Here is a 19092-nt window from a genome sequence, read left to right on the forward strand (position 1 = left end):
ATGAAAAGGCGGTGAAAGCTGTTTGTTTGCTTATTGTATGAAGCGAGCAGGAATGCTCATTCCAGTACTGATCGGAATGACCTTAGTTGTATTTTCTATTATTCGGTTTATCCCTGGAAATCCGGCGCAGGTCATCTTAGGACAGCGGGCAACGAAAGAAGCAGTAGAGCAATTGACGATTCAGCTTGGTTTAGACCAGCCGTGGTACGTACAATATGGTCACTACATGCTGGGGCTTTTAAAAGGTGATCTAGGGACTTCCATACGAACAGGAGCGGCTATTGCCCAGGAAATGAAGCCTTACTTATTCGCTACATTAGAATTGACTTTCTTCGCTATGTTGCTGGCGATTATTGTCGGTGTGAATGCCGGAATCATTAGTGCGTGGTTTAAACATTCTTTCTTTGATTATGTGGCCATGTTTATTGCTCTCATTGGGGTGTCCATGCCGATTTTCTGGTTAGGCTTAATGGGACAGTGGCTATTCTCGATTGAATTAGGTATTTTGCCGACTACAGGACGAGAAAACGTAAGAAATCCGGTAGAGTCGATCACCTATATTCATACGCTAGACACGCTTTTGCAAGGACGGTTTGATCAATTCTTTGACAGCATCAAGCATTTAATTTTACCAAGTACCGCTCTCGCAACGATTCCTGCTGCGATTATTGCAAGGATTACGAGGGCAAGTATGCTGGAAGTTCTTCATTCAGATTTTATTCGAACAGCAAAAGCAAAAGGGGTACGTTCATTTTTCATCATTTATCAGCATGGGCTGAAAAATGCGCTCATTCCGATTTTAACGATTATTGGTCTTCAAACAGGTCTCTTGCTAGGCGGAGCCATTTTAACAGAAACGATCTTTGCTTGGCCGGGAATTGGGCGGTATATTTACGATGCAATTAGCTATCGTGATTATCCTGTCATTCAAACTGGCATTCTTGTTGTTGCGCTCATATTTGTGCTGATCAATTTCATTGTGGATATCTTGTATGCAGTCATTGATCCGAGGATTAAATACTAGAGAAGGGAGAGTGACGACATGGAAGCGCAAAAAGAGCTTCAAGCACCTAAACAAAAGGAAGAACGCTCTCAATCACTGATTCTTGAATCGATGAAACTGTTCTTTCAGCACAAGCTGGCGGTCATTGGCACTGTGATTGTCTTTTTATTTCTTATCCTAGCAATCTTTGCACCGCTCATTGCTCCTTATGGAATCAACGAGCAGTCACTAGGCGAACGATTTAGTGCCCCTTCGGCTGCACATTGGTTTGGTACGGATGATTTCGGGAGAGACATATTTTCTAGAGTCGTGCATGGAGCTCGGATTTCATTATGGGTGGGTTTCTTCTCCGTTCTCGGGTCGGTTATTTTAGGGACATTGCTTGGATTGATGGCAGGTTACGGCGGCAGATTGCTGGATGCTGTCATCTCAAGACTATTTGATATTTCACTCGCTTTTCCTAGCATTCTATTAGCGATTGCGATCGTTTCCATCTTAGGCCCTTCCTTACAAAATGCCCTTATTGCCATAGCGATTATTAACGTCCCGACTTTTGGGCGGCTGGTTCGTTCAAAGGTGCTGAGCATTAAGCAAGAAGAATATGTTTTAGCAGCAAAGGCAGTTGGGATGTCACACCGCCGCATTGTTCTTCGTCACATTCTACCAAATAGTATGGTGCCGGTGATCGTTCAGGCGACGCTTGCGATTGGTACAGCCATTATCGAAGCGGCCGCCTTGGGGTTTTTAGGATTAGGTGCACAAGCGCCAAGCCCAGAGTGGGGGAAAATGCTTGCAGATGCGAGACCTTATCTCGTACAAGCGCCATGGACTTTATTTTTCCCGGGGATTGCGATCATGCTGACGGTTCTTGGTTTTAACTTGATGGGAGATGGATTAAGGGACACCCTTGATCCTAAAATGAAGAAAATAAAATAAGACCGATTCTAAGAATCGGTCTCAGCGTGTAGGCAAACCCTCGCATTCGTTGTTAGTCCTGCGTGCCGGTGCTCACGAATGTCAGATTCGCTCCGCTCCGGTACTCGTCCTTCCTTGATTTCAAGGGTTTTCAACTACGCTGAAAAGAAGACAAAGGGCTAAATAAAGATCATTTTAGCCCTTTGTCAAAAATGTAAGCCCGATTCTAAGAATCGGGCTTTTGTATTTAAGCTTCTTTTTCTTCTGTCTCAATCTCACTATCTTTTGGGTGATACGTTTGGAAGCTTGTAATCAAAGTATCTAGATGCTCCAATTCATCACGGTATTCAATAATACTCGACATCACATTCAGCATATTGTAATCCAGCAAGTCGTTTTCTTGATTTTGCTGGTGCTGAATAAATGATTTCGTTAATGCTTCAAGACGAAGAGAGCATTCATTTTGAAATTCATCGTCCTGCGGTTTCATTTTTCCAACAAACTTCATCAAGGTACGTTCATGCCAATAAAGTAAATAATCAATCTCATCTGTTAAGCTCTCTCTGAAATGCTCTGGCATCAAATGAATTTCATTTTCTAACTTATGAAGCTTTTTCAGCAAGTACAGCGCTCGATTAGACGTCATGATTGCCTGTCTGAATAAAACAAGCTTTCTAGATTTGACATAAGTTGTTTTCTTTAAATAGCTTCGTTCTTCTTTGTATAACAAGTAAATGTGATCTAATTTGATCATGCGTTCTTTTATTTGATCGATGTCATCCTTTAAAGTGGAATGATCAGTAGACTGTCTGGAGCTCAGACGGATCCATTTTAAAATCTCCTCCGTATTTTCCATAATGTGATGAACAAGCTTTGTTTCATACTTTGGCGGCAGGAAAATCAAATTCACTAAAAATGAAGAAAGTACGCCTAACACCACAGTTGCTGTTCGAATTAAGGCAAAGGAAAGGAAATGATCCCCTGCACTTTCTAAAATCGCGATGACGGTTACGAGTGCAATCGGAATCGTGTGTTCAATCTTCAGCTTTAAATTAATCGCAATGACCATGACGGCAGTTAAGCCGATGATGACTGGTCCTGTGCCAAAAAGCAGACCGAACGTAATGGCAAGTGCTGCTCCAATAATATTGGCTTGCACTTGATCAACAATCGTTAAAAATGATCGATAAATAGATGGCTGGATAGCAAATACAGCTGCAATTCCCGCGAAGACGGGTGTCGGCAACCCAAGCCATGTTGCCAGGTAAAGCGCGAGTACAATGGCAATACCAGTTTTTAAAATACGGGCTCCAAGTTTCATTGGTTTTGTCCCTGCATTCCTTTCTTTTCGATAATAGATGACCACTTGTCATATATCATAAATATTTTGATGAAACAACTAAGTAATATACAGCGGTCTTCCGAAATATTCAAGTGATTTTTGAAAGTTCATGAAAACATCAAAAGAAGGTATTGAGAAAAAATGTAACAGATTCACTCGCTTTTGACAATCAAGAGCTGGTAAATAAAAAAACAGACGCATGAATTTACGTCTGTTTTTCTCTTCATTATGATTGTTTCAGCTGTTCAAACGCATGATCTACTGCTTTGAGCGTTTCAGAAATATCATTTTCAGTATGTGCAATGGTTAAGAACCACGCTTCATATTTAGAAGGAGCGAGGTTAATACCTTGTGCGAGCATGAATTTAAAGAAACGGGCGAACATTTCACCATCCGTATTTTCAGCCTGCTCGTAGTTCACAATCGTTTCCTTTGTAAAATAAATGGTGAGAGCACCTTTTAAGCGATTCACTGTAATATCTATTTGGTGTTTTTTTGCGTGGGCTAAAATTCCCTCTTCTAACATTGCCCCGAGCTGATCCAGACGTTCGTAGACCCCGTCTTCTTTTAACACTTCCAAGCATGCAATACCAGAAAGGATGGAGGCGGGATTTCCTGCCATCGTACCAGCTTGGTAGGCTGGTCCAAGCGGGGCGACTTGCTCCATAATTTCTTTTTTGCCGCCGTAAGCGCCGATTGGAAGACCGCCGCCGATAATTTTACCTAATGCAGTGAGGTCAGGTTTTACTTGAAGCAAGTCCTGTGCACCACCATACATAAAGCGGAAAGCTGTAATGACTTCATCATAGATGACTAGAGCCCCTTTTTCATGAGTCAGGTCATTAACCTGCTGCAGGAAACCGTCTTTAGGCTCTACGATGCCAAAGTTCCCGACAATTGGCTCAACAAGAACAGCTGCTACTTCATCACCCCAGCGGTCTAATGCTTCTTTGTAGCTGTCTATATCGTTGAATGGAACGGTAATGACTTCATTGGCAATACTTTTAGGCACGCCCGCTGAATCTGGTGTTCCTAAAGTGGAAGGTCCAGAGCCGGCCGCAACTAGCACAAGATCAGAATGACCGTGGTAACATCCGGCAAACTTAATGATCTTTGTTCTGCCTGTATAAGCGCGAGCGACACGGATTGTCGTCATCACAGCTTCTGTACCTGAATTGACAAAACGAACTTTATCCAAAGCAGGCATCGCTTCCTTCAGCATCTTAGCAAAAGTGACTTCATGCTTCGTTGGTGTTCCGTAAAGGACACCTGTCTCGGCTGCTTTCGTGATGGCTTTTGTAATATGAGGATGAGCATGTCCCGTAATAATTGGACCGTATGCTGCCAAATAGTCGATATAACGGTTTCCGTCAACATCCCAAAAATAAGCGCCTTCGCCTTTTTCCATTGCAACAGGTGACCCGCCGCCCACTGCTTTATATGAACGAGATGGGCTGTTAACCCCTCCAACAATATGCTCCAGCGCCTCTTGATGTAATTTTTCTGATTCGGTGAATTTCATAAATAGCCTCCTATCTCAACGTATCACGTCGTCTATCATTATTTTAACATGCCGATGCAAGCGTCCTTAGTTGAATATCTTCTCGAAATTGGATAGGCTAATGAAAAAATAGGTTGGAGGGATTGTATCATGACAATCGAAGTGGGGCAGCAAGTACCTGATATTGAATTACTTGGTGATAATGGAGAGAAAGTAAAGCTCTCTGATTTTAAAGGGAAACACATTGTCCTTTATTTTTATCCAAAAGATATGACGCCGGGGTGCACAACGGAAGCCTGTGATTTCCGTGACCGCCATCAAAGCTTTGCCGAATTAGATGCTGTCATCATCGGCGTAAGCCCAGACGGTCAAGACAAGCACCAAAAGTTTAAAGAAAAACATGACTTACCTTTCCTGCTTCTTGTAGATGACGAACAAAAATTGTCTGAAGCTTTCGGTGTATGGAAGCTGAAAAAGAACTTTGGTAAGGAATACATGGGAATTGAACGCTCAACGTTTCTTATTAATAAAGAAGGAAAGCTTGTGAAAGAGTGGCGTAAAGTAAAGGTGAAAGATCATGTGGAAGAAGCGCTTGAGGAACTGAAAGCTCACGCTTAATATGTTGACGAGATGAGATCGGCAGTCGTGCCGGTCTTTTTTGTATAGAAGAATAGGTAAAAAAGAGGATTGTAATTGACAAAGTTTCGGCTCTGGGGGTACACTATTTATAAAGATTATAATATAAGAATATTTTTGAAAAGAGAGGTGCATGATGAAATGGCTGCTCACGAACTAAAAGATGCTTTAGACGCTCTAAAAGAAACCGGTGTTCGAATTACTCCGCAGCGCCATGCCATCTTGGAGTTTCTCGTAAATTCTATGACACACCCAACCGCGGACGATATATATAAGGCACTTGAAGGAAAATTTCCTAATATGAGTGTAGCAACGGTTTACAACAATTTACGAGTCTTCCGGGAATCTGGATTAGTAAAAGAATTAACGTATGGGGATTCCTCAAGCCGATTTGATTTTGCGACATCTGACCATTACCATGCGATTTGTGAAAATTGCGGAAAGATCGTTGACTTTCACTATCCTGGCCTTGATGAAGTAGAACAGCTTGCATCCCATGTGACAGGTTTTACAGTAAGTCATCATCGCTTGGAGATCTATGGCACTTGTCAAGAATGTGCAAAAAAAGAAAATCATTAATGAAAAAGCTGACCAGTTGAATGGTCAGCTTCAGATTGTTGACAAAGGGCTAAAATGAACTTGATTTTAGCCCTTTGTCTTCTTTTCAGCGTGATAGAAAACCTTTGCATTCTAGGAAGGACGAGTACCGGCGCGGAGCGAATTTGACATTCGTGAGCACCGGCACGCAGAACTGACAAAGAATGCGAGGGTTTGTCTACACGCTGAAGCTGACCAGTTGAATGGTCAGCTTATTTTTATGACTTTTTTCGATTGTAGGATTCATCAAACTCTTTACCCTCTAATGCTGGATCAAGTGTAAGCGGTTCTCGGCAATGCATGCACATATCCACTCGTCCGAGCACCTTTGTTTCCTTCTCACAGCCTGGACAAATTACTCGTACAGCCTTTGTAGAAAGCATACCGATCCAAAAGTAAACGGCTGTACTCAATCCAATCGATAACACGCCGAGTAGCATAAAGAAGGTCGACAGCCAGACCGATTCCTTGAAGAACACACCGATATACATGATCAAAAAACCAACAAAAACCAAACTAAGTGCAAATGTTCTGATTTTATTAATCTTACTGGAGTATTTCGCCATCCCTAGTCCCCCTTATCTCCAATATAGCACATTTTACCTTTCTGTTTGAATTAGTTATAGAGTTTTGTGAATAAATTGCTTATAATGATTCAATGATCTTTTTTCATGTATTGAAGGAATTTTGATTCTATGAGGAGAAATACATAGCATTAGAGAAGAACCTTACACCCGAGTATTGGAGGAATCACTATGGAAAATCTTCTCCGTCCTATTTATCAAGAGAGAGCAAGTCATCCAGATACATTAGCTGTGATTATAGTAGAAAGAAGACATAAAGTATCTTCTGAGACGGATAACTTTGATGCAGCGCTTCTAGTCATCGTAAAGGATGCGGAAGAACCGTTATTTATTAAGCACTATGAATCCGGTCACCAAACAGCTTCTTTAAATGTTGTCACAGATGATCAGTTGAAGGAATGGATTACCTTAGGTACCAACAGACGGATTATTGATTGGATTTTAAACGGAAAAGTCCTGTTTGATCGAAATGAATATATTTTCAACTTGATTGATGAACTGAGTACGTTCCCGTTTTCTAACCGCAAGCTCAAAATTGGTTTAGAATATGGCAAGCTCATTCGCAGATATATAGAAGGAAAAGCATTTTTTGAATCAAATCAATTCCTCGATGCATATAATTCCATTGTGCATGCCCTGCATCATCTGGCGCGTATTGAAGTGATTGATAAAGGCTTCCACCCAGAAGTGACCGTTTGGAACCAAGTACGTCATATGGAGCCGGAAGTATATAAACTTTATTCAGAGCTGATTGAAAGCCACGAAAGTCTTCATAAGCGGTTAGAACTTTTATTCCTAGCGAATGATTTCTTGATCCATTCAAAAGCAGAAATTGGTGCGGCTCATTTGCGTCAAGTCATGGAACAGCAGGAAATTTGGCTGTTTGGCGAGCTTCTTGCACATCCTGATCTCAAGCATTTCACACCTGATCTTAGTGTGATGATTGATTTCTTTGTGGAAAAAGGAATTGTGCTAGTAGAGCCAATTGAGACGAAGGGGCAAAAAATCTATCACCGAGGATATTTTGTTAAAAAAGATATTGACGCATGAATATTATGATGGTATATTATTAAACGTCGCTAATGAGCAACCGAGTTGCTTTGAAAGAAAAGCGGACAAAAAGAAATTCAAAAAAACACTTGACGCACACGGTGCTCAAATGTTATATTAAGAAAGTCGCCTCTGAGCGACAATGAAGATGATCTTTGAAAACTAAACAAGACAAAACGTACCTGTTAATTCGAGTTTTTATAAAAAAATCCTATGATACATCATAGGTAGTCAGTCAAACTGGCGAAAAGCAAAACTTCGGTTTTGTACTTTTTCGGAGAGTTTGATCCTGGCTCAGGACGAACGCTGGCGGCGTGCCTAATACATGCAAGTCGAGCGGACAGAAGGGAGCTTGCTCCCGGATGTTAGCGGCGGACGGGTGAGTAACACGTGGGTAACCTGCCTGTAAGACTGGGATAACTCCGGGAAACCGGAGCTAATACCGGATAGTTCCTTGAACCGCATGGTTCAAGGATGAAAGACGGTTTCGGCTGTCACTTACAGATGGACCCGCGGCGCATTAGCTAGTTGGTGAGGTAACGGCTCACCAAGGCGACGATGCGTAGCCGACCTGAGAGGGTGATCGGCCACACTGGGACTGAGACACGGCCCAGACTCCTACGGGAGGCAGCAGTAGGGAATCTTCCGCAATGGACGAAAGTCTGACGGAGCAACGCCGCGTGAGTGATGAAGGTTTTCGGATCGTAAAGCTCTGTTGTTAGGGAAGAACAAGTGCAAGAGTAACTGCTTGCACCTTGACGGTACCTAACCAGAAAGCCACGGCTAACTACGTGCCAGCAGCCGCGGTAATACGTAGGTGGCAAGCGTTGTCCGGAATTATTGGGCGTAAAGGGCTCGCAGGCGGTTTCTTAAGTCTGATGTGAAAGCCCCCGGCTCAACCGGGGAGGGTCATTGGAAACTGGGAAACTTGAGTGCAGAAGAGGAGAGTGGAATTCCACGTGTAGCGGTGAAATGCGTAGAGATGTGGAGGAACACCAGTGGCGAAGGCGACTCTCTGGTCTGTAACTGACGCTGAGGAGCGAAAGCGTGGGGAGCGAACAGGATTAGATACCCTGGTAGTCCACGCCGTAAACGATGAGTGCTAAGTGTTAGGGGGTTTCCGCCCCTTAGTGCTGCAGCTAACGCATTAAGCACTCCGCCTGGGGAGTACGGTCGCAAGACTGAAACTCAAAGGAATTGACGGGGGCCCGCACAAGCGGTGGAGCATGTGGTTTAATTCGAAGCAACGCGAAGAACCTTACCAGGTCTTGACATCCTCTGACAACCCTAGAGATAGGGCTTTCCCTTCGGGGACAGAGTGACAGGTGGTGCATGGTTGTCGTCAGCTCGTGTCGTGAGATGTTGGGTTAAGTCCCGCAACGAGCGCAACCCTTGATCTTAGTTGCCAGCATTCAGTTGGGCACTCTAAGGTGACTGCCGGTGACAAACCGGAGGAAGGTGGGGATGACGTCAAATCATCATGCCCCTTATGACCTGGGCTACACACGTGCTACAATGGACAGAACAAAGGGCTGCGAGACCGCAAGGTTTAGCCAATCCCACAAATCTGTTCTCAGTTCGGATCGCAGTCTGCAACTCGACTGCGTGAAGCTGGAATCGCTAGTAATCGCGGATCAGCATGCCGCGGTGAATACGTTCCCGGGCCTTGTACACACCGCCCGTCACACCACGAGAGTTTGCAACACCCGAAGTCGGTGAGGTAACCTTTATGGAGCCAGCCGCCGAAGGTGGGGCAGATGATTGGGGTGAAGTCGTAACAAGGTAGCCGTATCGGAAGGTGCGGCTGGATCACCTCCTTTCTAAGGATATATGGAGCAGCGTGCGTTTTCGTCTTGTTTAGTTTTGAAGGATCATTCCTTCAAACATGTCTCTAGCGAGACAGGATTGTTCTTTGAAAACTAGATAACAATAAGTAATACATTCACATTGAATGCAATGCAAAGTTCATCACACATAGTGATTCTTTCTAAAGTAAGAAATGGTTAAGTTAGAAAGGGCGCACGGTGGATGCCTTGGCACTAGGAGCCGATGAAGGACGGGACGAACACCGATATGCTTCGGGGAGCTGTAAGCAAGCTTTGATCCGGAGATTTCCGAATGGGGAAACCCACTGCTCGTAATGGAGTAGTATCCATACTTGAATACATAGAGTATGAGAAGGCATACCCGGGGAACTGAAACATCTAAGTACCCGGAGGAAGAGAAAGCAAATGCGATTCCCTGAGTAGCGGCGAGCGAAACGGGAACAGCCCAAACCAAGAGGCTTGCCTCTTGGGGTTGTAGGACACTCTATACGGAGTTACAAAGGAACGATATAAGCGAAGAGGTCTGGAAAGGCCCGCCAAAGAAGGTAACAGCCCTGTAACTGAAATGTTGTTCTCTCCAGAGTGGATCCTGAGTACGGCGGAACACGTGAAATTCCGTCGGAATCCGGGAGGACCATCTCCCAAGGCTAAATACTCCCTAGTGACCGATAGTGAACCAGTACCGTGAGGGAAAGGTGAAAAGCACCCCGGAAGGGGAGTGAAATAGATCCTGAAACCGTGTGCCTACAAGTAGTCAGAGCCCGTTAACGGGTGATGGCGTGCCTTTTGTAGAATGAACCGGCGAGTTACGATCCCGTGCAAGGTTAAGCAGAAGATGCGGAGCCGCAGCGAAAGCGAGTCTGAATAGGGCGCATGAGTACGTGGTCGTAGACCCGAAACCAGGTGATCTACCCATGTCCAGGGTGAAGTTCAGGTAACACTGAATGGAGGCCCGAACCCACGCACGTTGAAAAGTGCGGGGATGAGGTGTGGGTAGGGGTGAAATGCCAATCGAACCTGGAGATAGCTGGTTCTCTCCGAAATAGCTTTAGGGCTAGCCTCAAGGTAAGAGTCTCGGAGGTAGAGCACTGATTGGACTAGGGGCCCCTACCGGGTTACCGAATTCAGTCAAACTCCGAATGCCGATGACTTATCCTTGGGAGTCAGACTGCGAGTGATAAGATCCGTAGTCGAAAGGGAAACAGCCCAGACCGCCAGCTAAGGTCCCAAAGTATACGTTAAGTGGAAAAGGATGTGGAGTTGCTTAGACAACCAGGATGTTGGCTTAGAAGCAGCCACCATTTAAAGAGTGCGTAATAGCTCACTGGTCGAGTGACTCTGCGCCGAAAATGTACCGGGGCTAAACGTATCACCGAAGCTGCGGACTGTTCTTACGAACAGTGGTAGGAGAGCGTTCTAAGTGCAGTGAAGTCAGACCGGAAGGACTGGTGGAGCGCTTAGAAGTGAGAATGCCGGTATGAGTAGCGAAAGACGGGTGAGAATCCCGTCCACCGAATGCCTAAGGTTTCCTGAGGAAGGCTCGTCCGCTCAGGGTTAGTCGGGACCTAAGCCGAGGCCGAAAGGCGTAGGCGATGGACAACAGGTTGATATTCCTGTACCACCTCCTCACCATTTGAGCAATGGGGGGACGCAGGAGGATAGGGTAAGCGCGGTATTGGATATCCGCGTCCAAGCAGTTAGGCTGGGAAATAGGCAAATCCGTTTCCCGTGAAGGCTGAGCTGTGATGGCGAGCGAAATTTAGTAGCGAAGTTCCTGATTCCACACTGCCAAGAAAAGCCTCTAGCGAGGTGAGAGGTGCCCGTACCGCAAACCGACACAGGTAGGCGAGGAGAGAATCCTAAGGTGATCGAGAGAACTCTCGTTAAGGAACTCGGCAAAATGACCCCGTAACTTCGGGAGAAGGGGTGCTTCTTAGGGTGTTAAAGCCCCGAGAAGCCGCAGTGAATAGGCCCAGGCGACTGTTTAGCAAAAACACAGGTCTCTGCGAAGCCGTAAGGCGAAGTATAGGGGCTGACGCCTGCCCGGTGCTGGAAGGTTAAGAGGAGCGCTTAGCGTAAGCGAAGGTGCGAATTGAAGCCCCAGTAAACGGCGGCCGTAACTATAACGGTCCTAAGGTAGCGAAATTCCTTGTCGGGTAAGTTCCGACCCGCACGAAAGGCGCAACGATCTGGGCACTGTCTCAACGAGAGACTCGGTGAAATTATAGTACCTGTGAAGATGCAGGTTACCCGCGACAGGACGGAAAGACCCCGTGGAGCTTTACTGCAGCCTGATATTGAATGTTGGTACAGCTTGTACAGGATAGGTAGGAGCCTTGGAAACCGGAGCGCTAGCTTCGGTGGAGGCATCGGTGGGATACTACCCTGGCTGTATTGACCTTCTAACCCGCTGCCCTTATCGGGCAGGGAGACAGTGTCAGGTGGGCAGTTTGACTGGGGCGGTCGCCTCCTAAAATGTAACGGAGGCGCCCAAAGGTTCCCTCAGAATGGTTGGAAATCATTCGCAGAGTGTAAAGGCACAAGGGAGCTTGACTGCGAGACCTACAAGTCGAGCAGGGACGAAAGTCGGGCTTAGTGATCCGGTGGTTCCGCATGGAAGGGCCATCGCTCAACGGATAAAAGCTACCCCGGGGATAACAGGCTTATCTCCCCCAAGAGTCCACATCGACGGGGAGGTTTGGCACCTCGATGTCGGCTCATCGCATCCTGGGGCTGTAGTCGGTCCCAAGGGTTGGGCTGTTCGCCCATTAAAGCGGTACGCGAGCTGGGTTCAGAACGTCGTGAGACAGTTCGGTCCCTATCCGTCGCGGGCGCAGGAAATTTGAGAGGAGCTGTCCTTAGTACGAGAGGACCGGGATGGACGCACCGCTGGTGTACCAGTTGTTCTGCCAAGGGCATCGCTGGGTAGCTATGTGCGGACGGGATAAGTGCTGAAAGCATCTAAGCATGAAGCCCCCCTCAAGATGAGATTTCCCATTCCGCAAGGAAGTAAGATCCCTGAAAGATGATCAGGTTGATAGGTCTGAGGTGGAAGCGTGGTGACACGTGGAGCTGACAGATACTAATAGATCGAGGACTTAACCTATATTCTAATGTGAAAAATGAACATTGTTATCTAGTTTTGAGAGAACATTTTTTGAAATATCTCTTGATTTATTTGCAATACATAGTATAATATCTTTTGTCACTAAATTGTCTGGTGATGATGGCGAAGAGGTCACACCCGTTCCCATACCGAACACGGAAGTTAAGCTCTTCAGCGCCGATGGTAGTTGGGGGTTTCCCCCTGTGAGAGTAGGACATCGCCAGGCTTTCTTCATTCCGCAGTAGCTCAGTGGTAGAGCTATCGGCTGTTAACCGATCGGTCGTAGGTTCGAATCCTACCTGCGGAGCCAATTTGGAGAGCTGTCCGAGTGGCCGAAGGAGCACGATTGGAAATCGTGTAGGCGGTAACCCCGTCTCAAGGGTTCGAATCCCTTGCTCTCCGCCACAAGATACATATAATAGAGGGCCCGTTGGTCAAGCGGTTAAGACACCGCCCTTTCACGGCGGTAACACGGGTTCGAATCCCGTACGGGTCACCATTTTTATAGAAATACATACCAGCATTTTATTCGGAGGATTAGCTCAGCTGGGAGAGCATCTGCCTTACAAGCAGAGGGTCGGCGGTTCGAGCCCGTCATCCTCCACCATATTTTTTATATCGTCGCGGGGTGGAGCAGTTCGGTAGCTCGTCGGGCTCATAACCCGAAGGTCGCAGGTTCAAATCCTGCCCCCGCAACCAAATTATTTTATACACCAATAGGGAGTGCTCATTGAGTGCAACCAAAATGGTCCGGTAGTTCAGTTGGTTAGAATGCCTGCCTGTCACGCAGGAGGTCGCGGGTTCGAGTCCCGTCCGGACCGCCATTTTTTAAAAAGAATATTTGGCTCGGTAGCTCAGTTGGTAGAGCAACGGACTGAAAATCCGTGTGTCGGCGGTTCGATTCCGTCCCGAGCCACCACTATTTGCCGGTGTAGCTCAATTGGTAGAGCAACTGACTTGTAATCAGTAGGTTGGGGGTTCAAGTCCTCTTGCCGGCACTGTTTTTCAAATGTGGAGGGGTAGCGAAGTGGCTAAACGCGGCGGACTGTAAATCCGCTCCCTCCGGGTTCGGCGGTTCGAATCCGCCCCCCTCCACCATTTTTATTTTCATAGGGGCATAGTTTAACGGTAGAACAGAGGTCTCCAAAACCTCCGGTGTGGGTTCGATTCCTACTGCCCCTGCCAATTATATGATTCATAACATCTATGGCGGTTGTGGCGAAGTGGTTAACGCACCAGATTGTGGCTCTGGCACTCGTGGGTTCGATTCCCATCAATCGCCCCATTTTATTATTGGGCTATAGCCAAGCGGTAAGGCAACGGACTTTGACTCCGTCATGCGTTGGTTCGAATCCAGCTAGCCCAGTTGATATGCGGAAGTAGTTCAGTGGTAGAACACCACCTTGCCAAGGTGGGGGTCGCGGGTTCGAATCCCGTCTTCCGCTCCAATTATGGCGGCATAGCCAAGTGGTAAGGCAGAGGTCTGCAAAACCTTTATCCCCGGTTCAAATCCGGGTGTCGCCTTTTTTGAAAAGACTGCCGGGGTGGTGGAATTGGCAGACACACAGGACTTAAAATCCTGCGGTAGGTGACTACCGTGCCGGTTCAAGTCCGGCCCTCGGCACCATTTTTTATTTATTATAAGTTGCGCTCTTTAATGATCATGCCGGTGTGGCGGAATTGGCAGACGCGCACGACTCAAAATCGTGTTCCTCACGGAGTGCCGGTTCGACCCCGGCCACCGGTATCTATTAAAAGTTTCATGATTGGTTTTTACCGTAAACCTAACGTTTCACCCTCGTGGTGAAACGTTTTTTTGTGGTTTAAATGAGTTATTTAGATAAAAATAGAAACCTATTAGAAAATAAATAGCATGTACTTCTTTTAGCAGAATAATCTTTAGATGATTTGCAACATTTGATAAGATACATTTAACCATGTAAGGAAACAAAATGGGGCAGCACATTCACATAAAACAGTGTGCTACCTTTGTGTAACTAAATGAATATTCGTGGGTACATACACATCTTTAGTTGACATCATCATTGTGACCCAGTTTGAGGGGAGAATTTATGAAAAAACAAAATGATCATGAGGAGTTATTGACAGGTGGAAATGTCTCGAACGTATATCGTTCGGGAGATACGGTTCGCAGAGAGGTAAAGTCAGACAATATGAATATACAAAAGCTGCTAAAGCATTTAGAAAAAAAGAATTTCTCCTATGCTCCAACATTTTTAGGGGTTGATGAAAAAGGTAGAGAGATCTTGTCCTTCATTGAAGGTGTAGCCGGTCATGATCCCTTAAAAGAATACATGTGCTCTCACAATGCTTTAAAAGAAATAGCGAGAATGCTTAGACTGTATCATGATGCTGTTAATGATTTTCCCATTTCAGACGATTGGGAACGAATGGACAATACGCCTAATAACATAGAGGTTGTGTGCCATAATGATTTTGCGATGTACAACATCATTTTCAACAATAAAAAGCCAGTGGGGATCATTGATTTTGATGTAGCTGCTCCTGGCCCAAGGCTTTGGGATATTGCATATACCCTTTATACATGTGTGCCCCTCAGTAGACTTTTTCGTACTGAAACAGGGGAGGTCGTAAATTATCATTCATTAGAACATGCAGGCCATATAAAGTATAGAGTCAAACTGTTTTTTGAAGCTTATGGTGAGGACATAGCAGAAGATTATGTGGATATGGTGCTGCTGCGTTTAGAAGGTTTATGTCAATACATGAAGCGAAAAGCGAGTGAAGGGGATAGAGCCTTTCAAAAAATGATTCATGAGGGGCACCTTGAACATTATCAAAAAGACATACAATTCATTCATGAACACAGAAAAGAATGGATTTGAGGATGCCAAGGGTTTTATAAAAGAAAAAGGACAACTCATCTTTTTACTAGTTTCATGTGGATGTTACAATTGGTTATAATAGTTCAATAGAATGAATGTAAAGAGGCGGAGTTGTTATCTTGCAAACGAAGACGATACTACAGACTATTATTGAAGATGAGCGATCACATGATTATCCGCTTTTTAGACAGTACTGTGTCAGGAAAGAACAGGGTCTGCGTAAAGATGCGTTAAAGGTTCTTCAGTCTTTTGTTGAAGAGATGAATAAGAACGAATTTACAGCACGGCGTTCATTTGTTGCTTGGCTGTTTGATTACATTGAACGTTTTGAGGATGGTCATCATTTGCTTGTGTATCCATTGGTAAATGGGGTGATCCGCCCTGTTCTTCAAGAGTGGGAAAATATTGATCCAATGGATGTGAGACCGTATCGCTGGCAAGGCTTGTTTGTGCATCAGGGGGAAGGGCTGCCCTATTTATTGAAGGCACTAGAGCTGGGAGGCAGCAAAGAGCAGCGAGTGATTGTTCAAATTTGCGAAACCTATTTCTCGGCTTTGTGGTATTCGTTTCATCATATACATGAAGATCTTTATTTAAGCACCTATGAGAAAGATCATGAGCGAATTCAAGGGATTCAAGATGTCATGAAACTGATCGAAGATAAAAAGGTTCAAACCAATGTTGAAAAACTAGCAGTCTACTATAACCAGCTTTTATCGGACTGGAAGGAATTTCAGCAGACGGAGACAAGAGGCTTTGTGAAATGGTGTGCGGATCGTAAGAAGCCCTATGAGTGGGTACAGACATTTTACTATCACCAATAGTTGTTTTTCATAAGAAAAAGGCAGGGGTCAACCCTGCCTTTTTTATTTATGCCATATTCTTTCTATTTCTACATGGTCTGGTTTAAAATATTTCAGGATGTAGACATCTGGATTGCTTAGTTGTTCCCACTCCTTGAATCCAATTGCGGGATCGGCGTGTTTTAGAAGCAGGCTCATAATATTGCCATGAGTGGCGAATAAAGTATGATTTCTTCCTAATTTTATTTGTTCATAGAGTGCCTCTACAATACGATTCATCGCTTCTTGGCTCGATTCTCCGCCTTCACAGGTCATATACAAGTCCGAAAAACTGAGCTTTAGTTTTTCATACCAATCTTCCATTGGTTTTCTGCTTAACTTACGTTCAGAGAGACGCTTATCAATTTGTACCTTGATCTGTTTGGCATGAGCAAGGGGCTCAGCGGTTTGGATCGCTCGTTTATAAGGACTTGAGATGATCTGATTGAGCTGAATGCCGGAAAAAAGCTGTGCGAGTTCATGCGATTGTGTGATGCCTTGAGTCGTTAAAGACGCATCCTCGGATTGTCCATCTGCTTGACAGTGTCTGACGAAATAATATGTCTTCATAGGGTGTACACCTTCCTCTAAGTATAAAAAAATCATCCAATATTGGATGAGGGTTCACGAAAGTTTAGGTTCTATTTGTTCGTGTCTGCTTCTTTGTATGGATCTATGAGTTTGGAGGTTAGGTCTAAGTTGAACAAAAAATCATCTATGGTGTCTGTGCCAAAGGGAAGGGTGGAAAAATTAATTGGGATGCTGTCTTCTTGCGTTTCTGAAGTAATCGGCTGTTTGTGCTGCTTTTTTCTCCAGTTCTTAAACAAGCGCATGTGAGGCCCCCTTTTCTATAAAAAGATGGATTTATACATAATATACGGGGAGAGTTGTCCGAGCGTCAATTGTTTTCTTCAAAAGGATTTATTACATTTGTACGGAAAGAGCCACAGCTAAGTGCGGATCTTTCCGTGTTTTGACGTGGCACGGTGTATGGCTTGTTGTACCTTTCGTTCGCATCTGATGTTGTATGGCTTCTTATGGAGTTTACTCGTCTTAAATTGACCAATTACACGGCGGACTCCTTGATCATTTAATAACGCTTGAAACCAGCTGTATTTTTTTAGCTGTGCTGCATTTCGTGATATCTCATCTTCATCTACCTGTAGAAAAGGGATATACAGAGCAAGATTGAAGATGTCTAAAATGAATCCCATATCACTAGCCCCCTTCATATCGTTTATTACGTTTAGAAAGGGGAATGGTTCCTTTCAATTGGTTTTAAAAACAATCCCAGTGCATGAACCATTCTTTATTGTCTTTGTCGTAATAGAAATACATCGTGCCGTTATCACCAATCATGAACCGAGGTTTTTCTTCTGAGGCGATTTGTAGCATGAATTCTCCTGACATCTGGTGGGGAGGAGATTGGATGTAAGCTCCGTATCCACCGATTTTTGTGAACGAGTAATTTGAGTAATGCTCGAAGAAATGATCTGTCGCTTCTTCACTTTCATTAACCTCTGATAAGTCAACGTATGACCAAGCTTCCTCCCAGCATGGATAATCCGGTTGTTCCCCTTCGAGCCACTCTATCTGGAAAGGTTTCATTCCTTTCACTTCTTCAGGGGTCTCAGCGATTTCTAATCCTTCCATTGATGAATATTCAATGAGTTTCCAGCCCTCACCGTTTTTGGCGATATCGATCGGAAGGGTTTTCTTGTTGATGAAAATTTGAATCATCTTACATTCATCAAAGCCGTTCATTCCCCCTGGTACCTCGGGTAAATACATTTGTAAAATGGGAATCATAGCTCCATCTTGATCTGCCGGCCACCCTTTATCACGTTGGATGAAAAAATGACCAGCAAACCAACTGTACTTAGATGGATCAGGGCGAAACCCGCCTATTTTGGCTACAATAGGTGTTTTTCCTAGTTGATTTAATTCGTCAAAAGCTTTGATCTTCATTTATCCATCCCCCATTCTTTAGCCAGCAATGTGTGCATCTTGAAACGTTCCATTCATATTGCCAGAGACAATGATGACATGTCCCCAAAATAAATCTCCGTCATGATAGTAGGCTTCGAATTCTCCATTTGGATAAGCATGGAGGCTTTCAAGAGAGATGCGGCTGATAAATTGATCCGGTGTGATCTCTTCTGAATTTTCAGCGGAGTCGTCTTGTTCCTGCCAATCTTTTGCTAGTTCAATCAGCTGATTTGCTGCATATGACTTCATGGAGGCATCCCATGTTGTCTGCTCTTCTACGAGTTGTCTAGCCGTTTTCAGAGAGTCATTCATTTCTTCCTCTTCTTCAAGATTGAAGTAAAGAAGGCACTCCTCATTGCCCCAATGGATGGTTGTTTCAAATAAGTCTAGTCCTTTCACTAATTCAAAGGTACCCAGCTTGTCATCGTGGTAAAAGATAGGTTGTTGAGCTTCTTCTAATATTTGTTGAAGTTCCTTATCTTCAGTATCTGTATCAACAAGTGAAACGAGCATGAATTCATCTTCACCTTTACGTACTTGAAGTGTGACGATAGATTCTTTATGTAATTGCGCTTGTTTTTCTCGTAATCCCTTGTCATCTGTTAACCAGCACAGTCTCACTTTTTCGGTTATGATGCGGTCTTTTTCCTTCCATGCAATGAGTGGGATTGAAGCAGTCCAAAGAGTTTCTTTTCCTGCTTTTCCTGCGCCGACTCCAGAAGGTCCTGTAACAGCCATGATGTCTATCACTTCTTCTGAGAATCTTTGTTCAAATATGTTGATTTGTTTGTTTGATTTCATAGGATGTCCCCCAGCTTGATTTATTTGATGGAG

15 protein-coding genes, 16 tRNA genes and 3 rRNA genes are annotated in these 19092 nt (G+C 44.7%); 26 read left to right on the top strand and 8 right to left on the bottom strand.

The annotated features are described in order from the left end of the window. The first annotated feature begins 22 nt into the window (after nt 1–22). Entirely contained in the window at nt 23–1024 is a 1002-nt protein-coding gene (locus tag ABG082_RS04220) for an ABC transporter permease (protein WP_007496737.1), read from the top strand. An 18-nt stretch (nt 1025–1042) separates the two neighbouring features. Beyond that, nucleotides 1043–1939: an ABC transporter permease gene (locus ABG082_RS04225; RefSeq protein ID WP_348936592.1), complete on the top strand. Its 897-nt coding sequence runs from the start codon at nt 1043–1045 to the stop codon at nt 1937–1939. A 226-nt stretch (nt 1940–2165) separates the two neighbouring features. On the opposite strand, the gene ABG082_RS04230 is transcribed toward ABG082_RS04225, so the two are convergent. Continuing rightward, complete coding sequence (locus ABG082_RS04230; RefSeq protein WP_007496742.1) at nt 2166–3239, bottom strand: aromatic acid exporter family protein; 1074 nt, start codon at nt 3237–3239, stop codon at nt 2166–2168. 247 nt (nt 3240–3486) lie between these two features. Continuing rightward, on the bottom strand, nt 3487–4782 hold the full coding sequence (locus tag ABG082_RS04235) for a glutamate-1-semialdehyde 2,1-aminomutase (RefSeq protein ID WP_282834025.1): 1296 nt from the start codon (nt 4780–4782) through the stop codon (nt 3487–3489). Between the two features lie 129 nt (nt 4783–4911). Here ABG082_RS04235 and bcp point away from each other — a divergent pair, with 129 nt between their 5' ends. Further along, the gene (bcp, locus tag ABG082_RS04240; RefSeq protein WP_007496746.1) at nt 4912–5379 is read left to right on the top strand and encodes a thioredoxin-dependent thiol peroxidase; all 468 of its coding nucleotides are present in this window, start codon (nt 4912–4914) and stop codon (nt 5377–5379) included. 159 nt (nt 5380–5538) lie between these two features. Further along, a complete protein-coding gene (gene perR / locus ABG082_RS04245) occupies nt 5539–5976 on the top strand; it encodes a peroxide-responsive transcriptional repressor PerR (RefSeq protein WP_003217782.1) in 438 nt (145 codons plus the stop codon). A 236-nt stretch (nt 5977–6212) separates the two neighbouring features. On the opposite strand, the gene ABG082_RS04250 is transcribed toward perR, so the two are convergent. Continuing rightward, the gene (locus ABG082_RS04250) at nt 6213–6560 is read right to left on the bottom strand and encodes a YgzB family protein (protein WP_017366887.1); all 348 of its coding nucleotides are present in this window, start codon (nt 6558–6560) and stop codon (nt 6213–6215) included. Nucleotides 6561–6749: 189 nt separating this feature from the next. Here ABG082_RS04250 and ABG082_RS04255 point away from each other — a divergent pair, with 189 nt between their 5' ends. From ABG082_RS04255 to ABG082_RS04360, 22 genes are all read left to right on the top strand, one after another. Continuing rightward, the gene (locus ABG082_RS04255; RefSeq protein WP_073416003.1) at nt 6750–7628 is read left to right on the top strand and encodes a nucleotidyltransferase-like protein; all 879 of its coding nucleotides are present in this window, start codon (nt 6750–6752) and stop codon (nt 7626–7628) included. Nucleotides 7629–7899: 271 nt separating this feature from the next. Next, nucleotides 7900–9448: ribosomal RNA gene (locus tag ABG082_RS04260) — 16S ribosomal RNA — on the top strand. A gap of 181 nt (nt 9449–9629) precedes the next feature. Next, a 23S ribosomal RNA gene (locus ABG082_RS04265) occupies nt 9630–12560 on the top strand. Between the two features lie 110 nt (nt 12561–12670). Beyond that, nucleotides 12671–12786: ribosomal RNA gene (gene rrf / locus ABG082_RS04270) — 5S ribosomal RNA — on the top strand. The 16S, 23S and 5S rRNA genes sit together here with 16 tRNA genes alongside, the layout of an rRNA operon. Nucleotides 12787–12795: 9 nt before the next feature. Next, nucleotides 12796–12870, top strand: a tRNA-Asn gene (locus ABG082_RS04275). Nucleotides 12871–12874: 4 nt separating this feature from the next. Beyond that, a tRNA-Ser gene (locus tag ABG082_RS04280) sits at nt 12875–12965 on the top strand. Between the two features lie 19 nt (nt 12966–12984). Continuing rightward, nucleotides 12985–13059 (top strand) — tRNA-Glu (locus ABG082_RS04285). Between the two features lie 32 nt (nt 13060–13091). After that, nucleotides 13092–13167 (top strand) — tRNA-Val (locus ABG082_RS04290). 15 nt (nt 13168–13182) lie between these two features. Beyond that, nucleotides 13183–13259 (top strand) — tRNA-Met (locus tag ABG082_RS04295). A gap of 48 nt (nt 13260–13307) precedes the next feature. Next, nucleotides 13308–13384, top strand: a tRNA-Asp gene (locus ABG082_RS04300). Between the two features lie 19 nt (nt 13385–13403). Next, a tRNA-Phe gene (locus tag ABG082_RS04305) sits at nt 13404–13479 on the top strand. Between the two features lie 6 nt (nt 13480–13485). Then, nucleotides 13486–13558: transfer RNA gene (locus tag ABG082_RS04310), tRNA-Thr, on the top strand. A gap of 15 nt (nt 13559–13573) precedes the next feature. After that, nucleotides 13574–13658 (top strand) — tRNA-Tyr (locus tag ABG082_RS04315). A 13-nt stretch (nt 13659–13671) separates the two neighbouring features. Beyond that, nucleotides 13672–13745, top strand: a tRNA-Trp gene (locus ABG082_RS04320). A 24-nt stretch (nt 13746–13769) separates the two neighbouring features. Continuing rightward, nucleotides 13770–13845 (top strand) — tRNA-His (locus tag ABG082_RS04325). A gap of 9 nt (nt 13846–13854) precedes the next feature. Then, nucleotides 13855–13926 (top strand) — tRNA-Gln (locus ABG082_RS04330). 7 nt (nt 13927–13933) lie between these two features. Beyond that, a tRNA-Gly gene (locus ABG082_RS04335) sits at nt 13934–14008 on the top strand. A 5-nt stretch (nt 14009–14013) separates the two neighbouring features. After that, nucleotides 14014–14084 (top strand) — tRNA-Cys (locus tag ABG082_RS04340). A gap of 14 nt (nt 14085–14098) precedes the next feature. Further along, nucleotides 14099–14187: transfer RNA gene (locus ABG082_RS04345), tRNA-Leu, on the top strand. A 38-nt stretch (nt 14188–14225) separates the two neighbouring features. After that, nucleotides 14226–14307: transfer RNA gene (locus ABG082_RS04350), tRNA-Leu, on the top strand. A 325-nt stretch (nt 14308–14632) separates the two neighbouring features. Continuing rightward, on the top strand, nt 14633–15427 hold the full coding sequence (locus ABG082_RS04355) for a phosphotransferase (RefSeq protein WP_272511331.1): 795 nt from the start codon (nt 14633–14635) through the stop codon (nt 15425–15427). Nucleotides 15428–15546: 119 nt separating this feature from the next. Beyond that, nucleotides 15547–16251 (top strand): hypothetical protein, encoded by a 705-nt coding sequence (locus ABG082_RS04360; RefSeq protein ID WP_272511332.1) that lies wholly within the window; start codon nt 15547–15549, stop codon nt 16249–16251. Nucleotides 16252–16293: 42 nt separating this feature from the next. Here ABG082_RS04360 and ABG082_RS04365 read toward each other — a convergent pair whose 3' ends face one another. The 5 genes from ABG082_RS04365 to ABG082_RS04385 all read right to left on the bottom strand — a co-directional run bounded on the left by ABG082_RS04365 (nt 16294) and on the right by ABG082_RS04385 (nt 19059). Continuing rightward, a complete protein-coding gene (locus ABG082_RS04365; protein WP_348936593.1) occupies nt 16294–16839 on the bottom strand; it encodes a histidine phosphatase family protein in 546 nt (181 codons plus the stop codon). A 71-nt stretch (nt 16840–16910) separates the two neighbouring features. Then, a complete protein-coding gene (locus tag ABG082_RS04370) occupies nt 16911–17102 on the bottom strand; it encodes a hypothetical protein (protein WP_017360392.1) in 192 nt (63 codons plus the stop codon). Nucleotides 17103–17219: 117 nt separating this feature from the next. Further along, the gene (locus ABG082_RS04375) at nt 17220–17483 is read right to left on the bottom strand and encodes a hypothetical protein (RefSeq protein ID WP_348936594.1); all 264 of its coding nucleotides are present in this window, start codon (nt 17481–17483) and stop codon (nt 17220–17222) included. A gap of 64 nt (nt 17484–17547) precedes the next feature. Next, entirely contained in the window at nt 17548–18237 is a 690-nt protein-coding gene (locus tag ABG082_RS04380) for a DUF1963 domain-containing protein (RefSeq protein ID WP_008349124.1), read from the bottom strand. Nucleotides 18238–18255: 18 nt separating this feature from the next. Further along, nucleotides 18256–19059 (bottom strand): DUF2262 domain-containing protein, encoded by an 804-nt coding sequence (locus tag ABG082_RS04385; RefSeq protein ID WP_272511334.1) that lies wholly within the window; start codon nt 19057–19059, stop codon nt 18256–18258. Nucleotides 19060–19092: the final 33 nt, after the last annotated feature.

This window comes from Bacillus sp. BS1807G30 (assembly GCF_040047675.1).
GTDB lineage: Bacteria > Bacillota > Bacilli > Bacillales > Bacillaceae > Bacillus > Bacillus altitudinis.

Bases quoted from the DNA above. Each gene is read 5' to 3' on its own strand.
- perR (WP_003217782.1), top strand. From the start codon at position 5,539: ATGGCTGCTCACGAACTAAAAGATGCTTTAGACGCTCTAAAAGAAACC.
- ABG082_RS04380 (WP_008349124.1), bottom strand. From the start codon at position 18,237: ATGAAGATCAAAGCTTTTGACGAATTAAATCAACTAGGAAAAACACCT.
- ABG082_RS04370 (WP_017360392.1), bottom strand. From the start codon at position 17,102: ATGCGCTTGTTTAAGAACTGGAGAAAAAAGCAGCACAAACAGCCGATT.
- ABG082_RS04250 (WP_017366887.1), bottom strand. From the start codon at position 6,560: ATGGCGAAATACTCCAGTAAGATTAATAAAATCAGAACATTTGCACTT.
- ABG082_RS04355 (WP_272511331.1), top strand. From the start codon at position 14,633: ATGAAAAAACAAAATGATCATGAGGAGTTATTGACAGGTGGAAATGTC.
- ABG082_RS04225 (WP_348936592.1), top strand. From the start codon at position 1,043: ATGGAAGCGCAAAAAGAGCTTCAAGCACCTAAACAAAAGGAAGAACGC.
- ABG082_RS04235 (WP_282834025.1), bottom strand. From the start codon at position 4,782: ATGAAATTCACCGAATCAGAAAAATTACATCAAGAGGCGCTGGAGCAT.
- ABG082_RS04385 (WP_272511334.1), bottom strand. From the start codon at position 19,059: ATGAAATCAAACAAACAAATCAACATATTTGAACAAAGATTCTCAGAA.
- ABG082_RS04365 (WP_348936593.1), bottom strand. From the start codon at position 16,839: ATGAAGACATATTATTTCGTCAGACACTGTCAAGCAGATGGACAATCC.
- bcp (WP_007496746.1), top strand. From the start codon at position 4,912: ATGACAATCGAAGTGGGGCAGCAAGTACCTGATATTGAATTACTTGGT.
- ABG082_RS04375 (WP_348936594.1), bottom strand. From the start codon at position 17,483: ATGGGATTCATTTTAGACATCTTCAATCTTGCTCTGTATATCCCTTTT.
- ABG082_RS04255 (WP_073416003.1), top strand. From the start codon at position 6,750: ATGGAAAATCTTCTCCGTCCTATTTATCAAGAGAGAGCAAGTCATCCA.
- ABG082_RS04230 (WP_007496742.1), bottom strand. From the start codon at position 3,239: ATGAAACTTGGAGCCCGTATTTTAAAAACTGGTATTGCCATTGTACTC.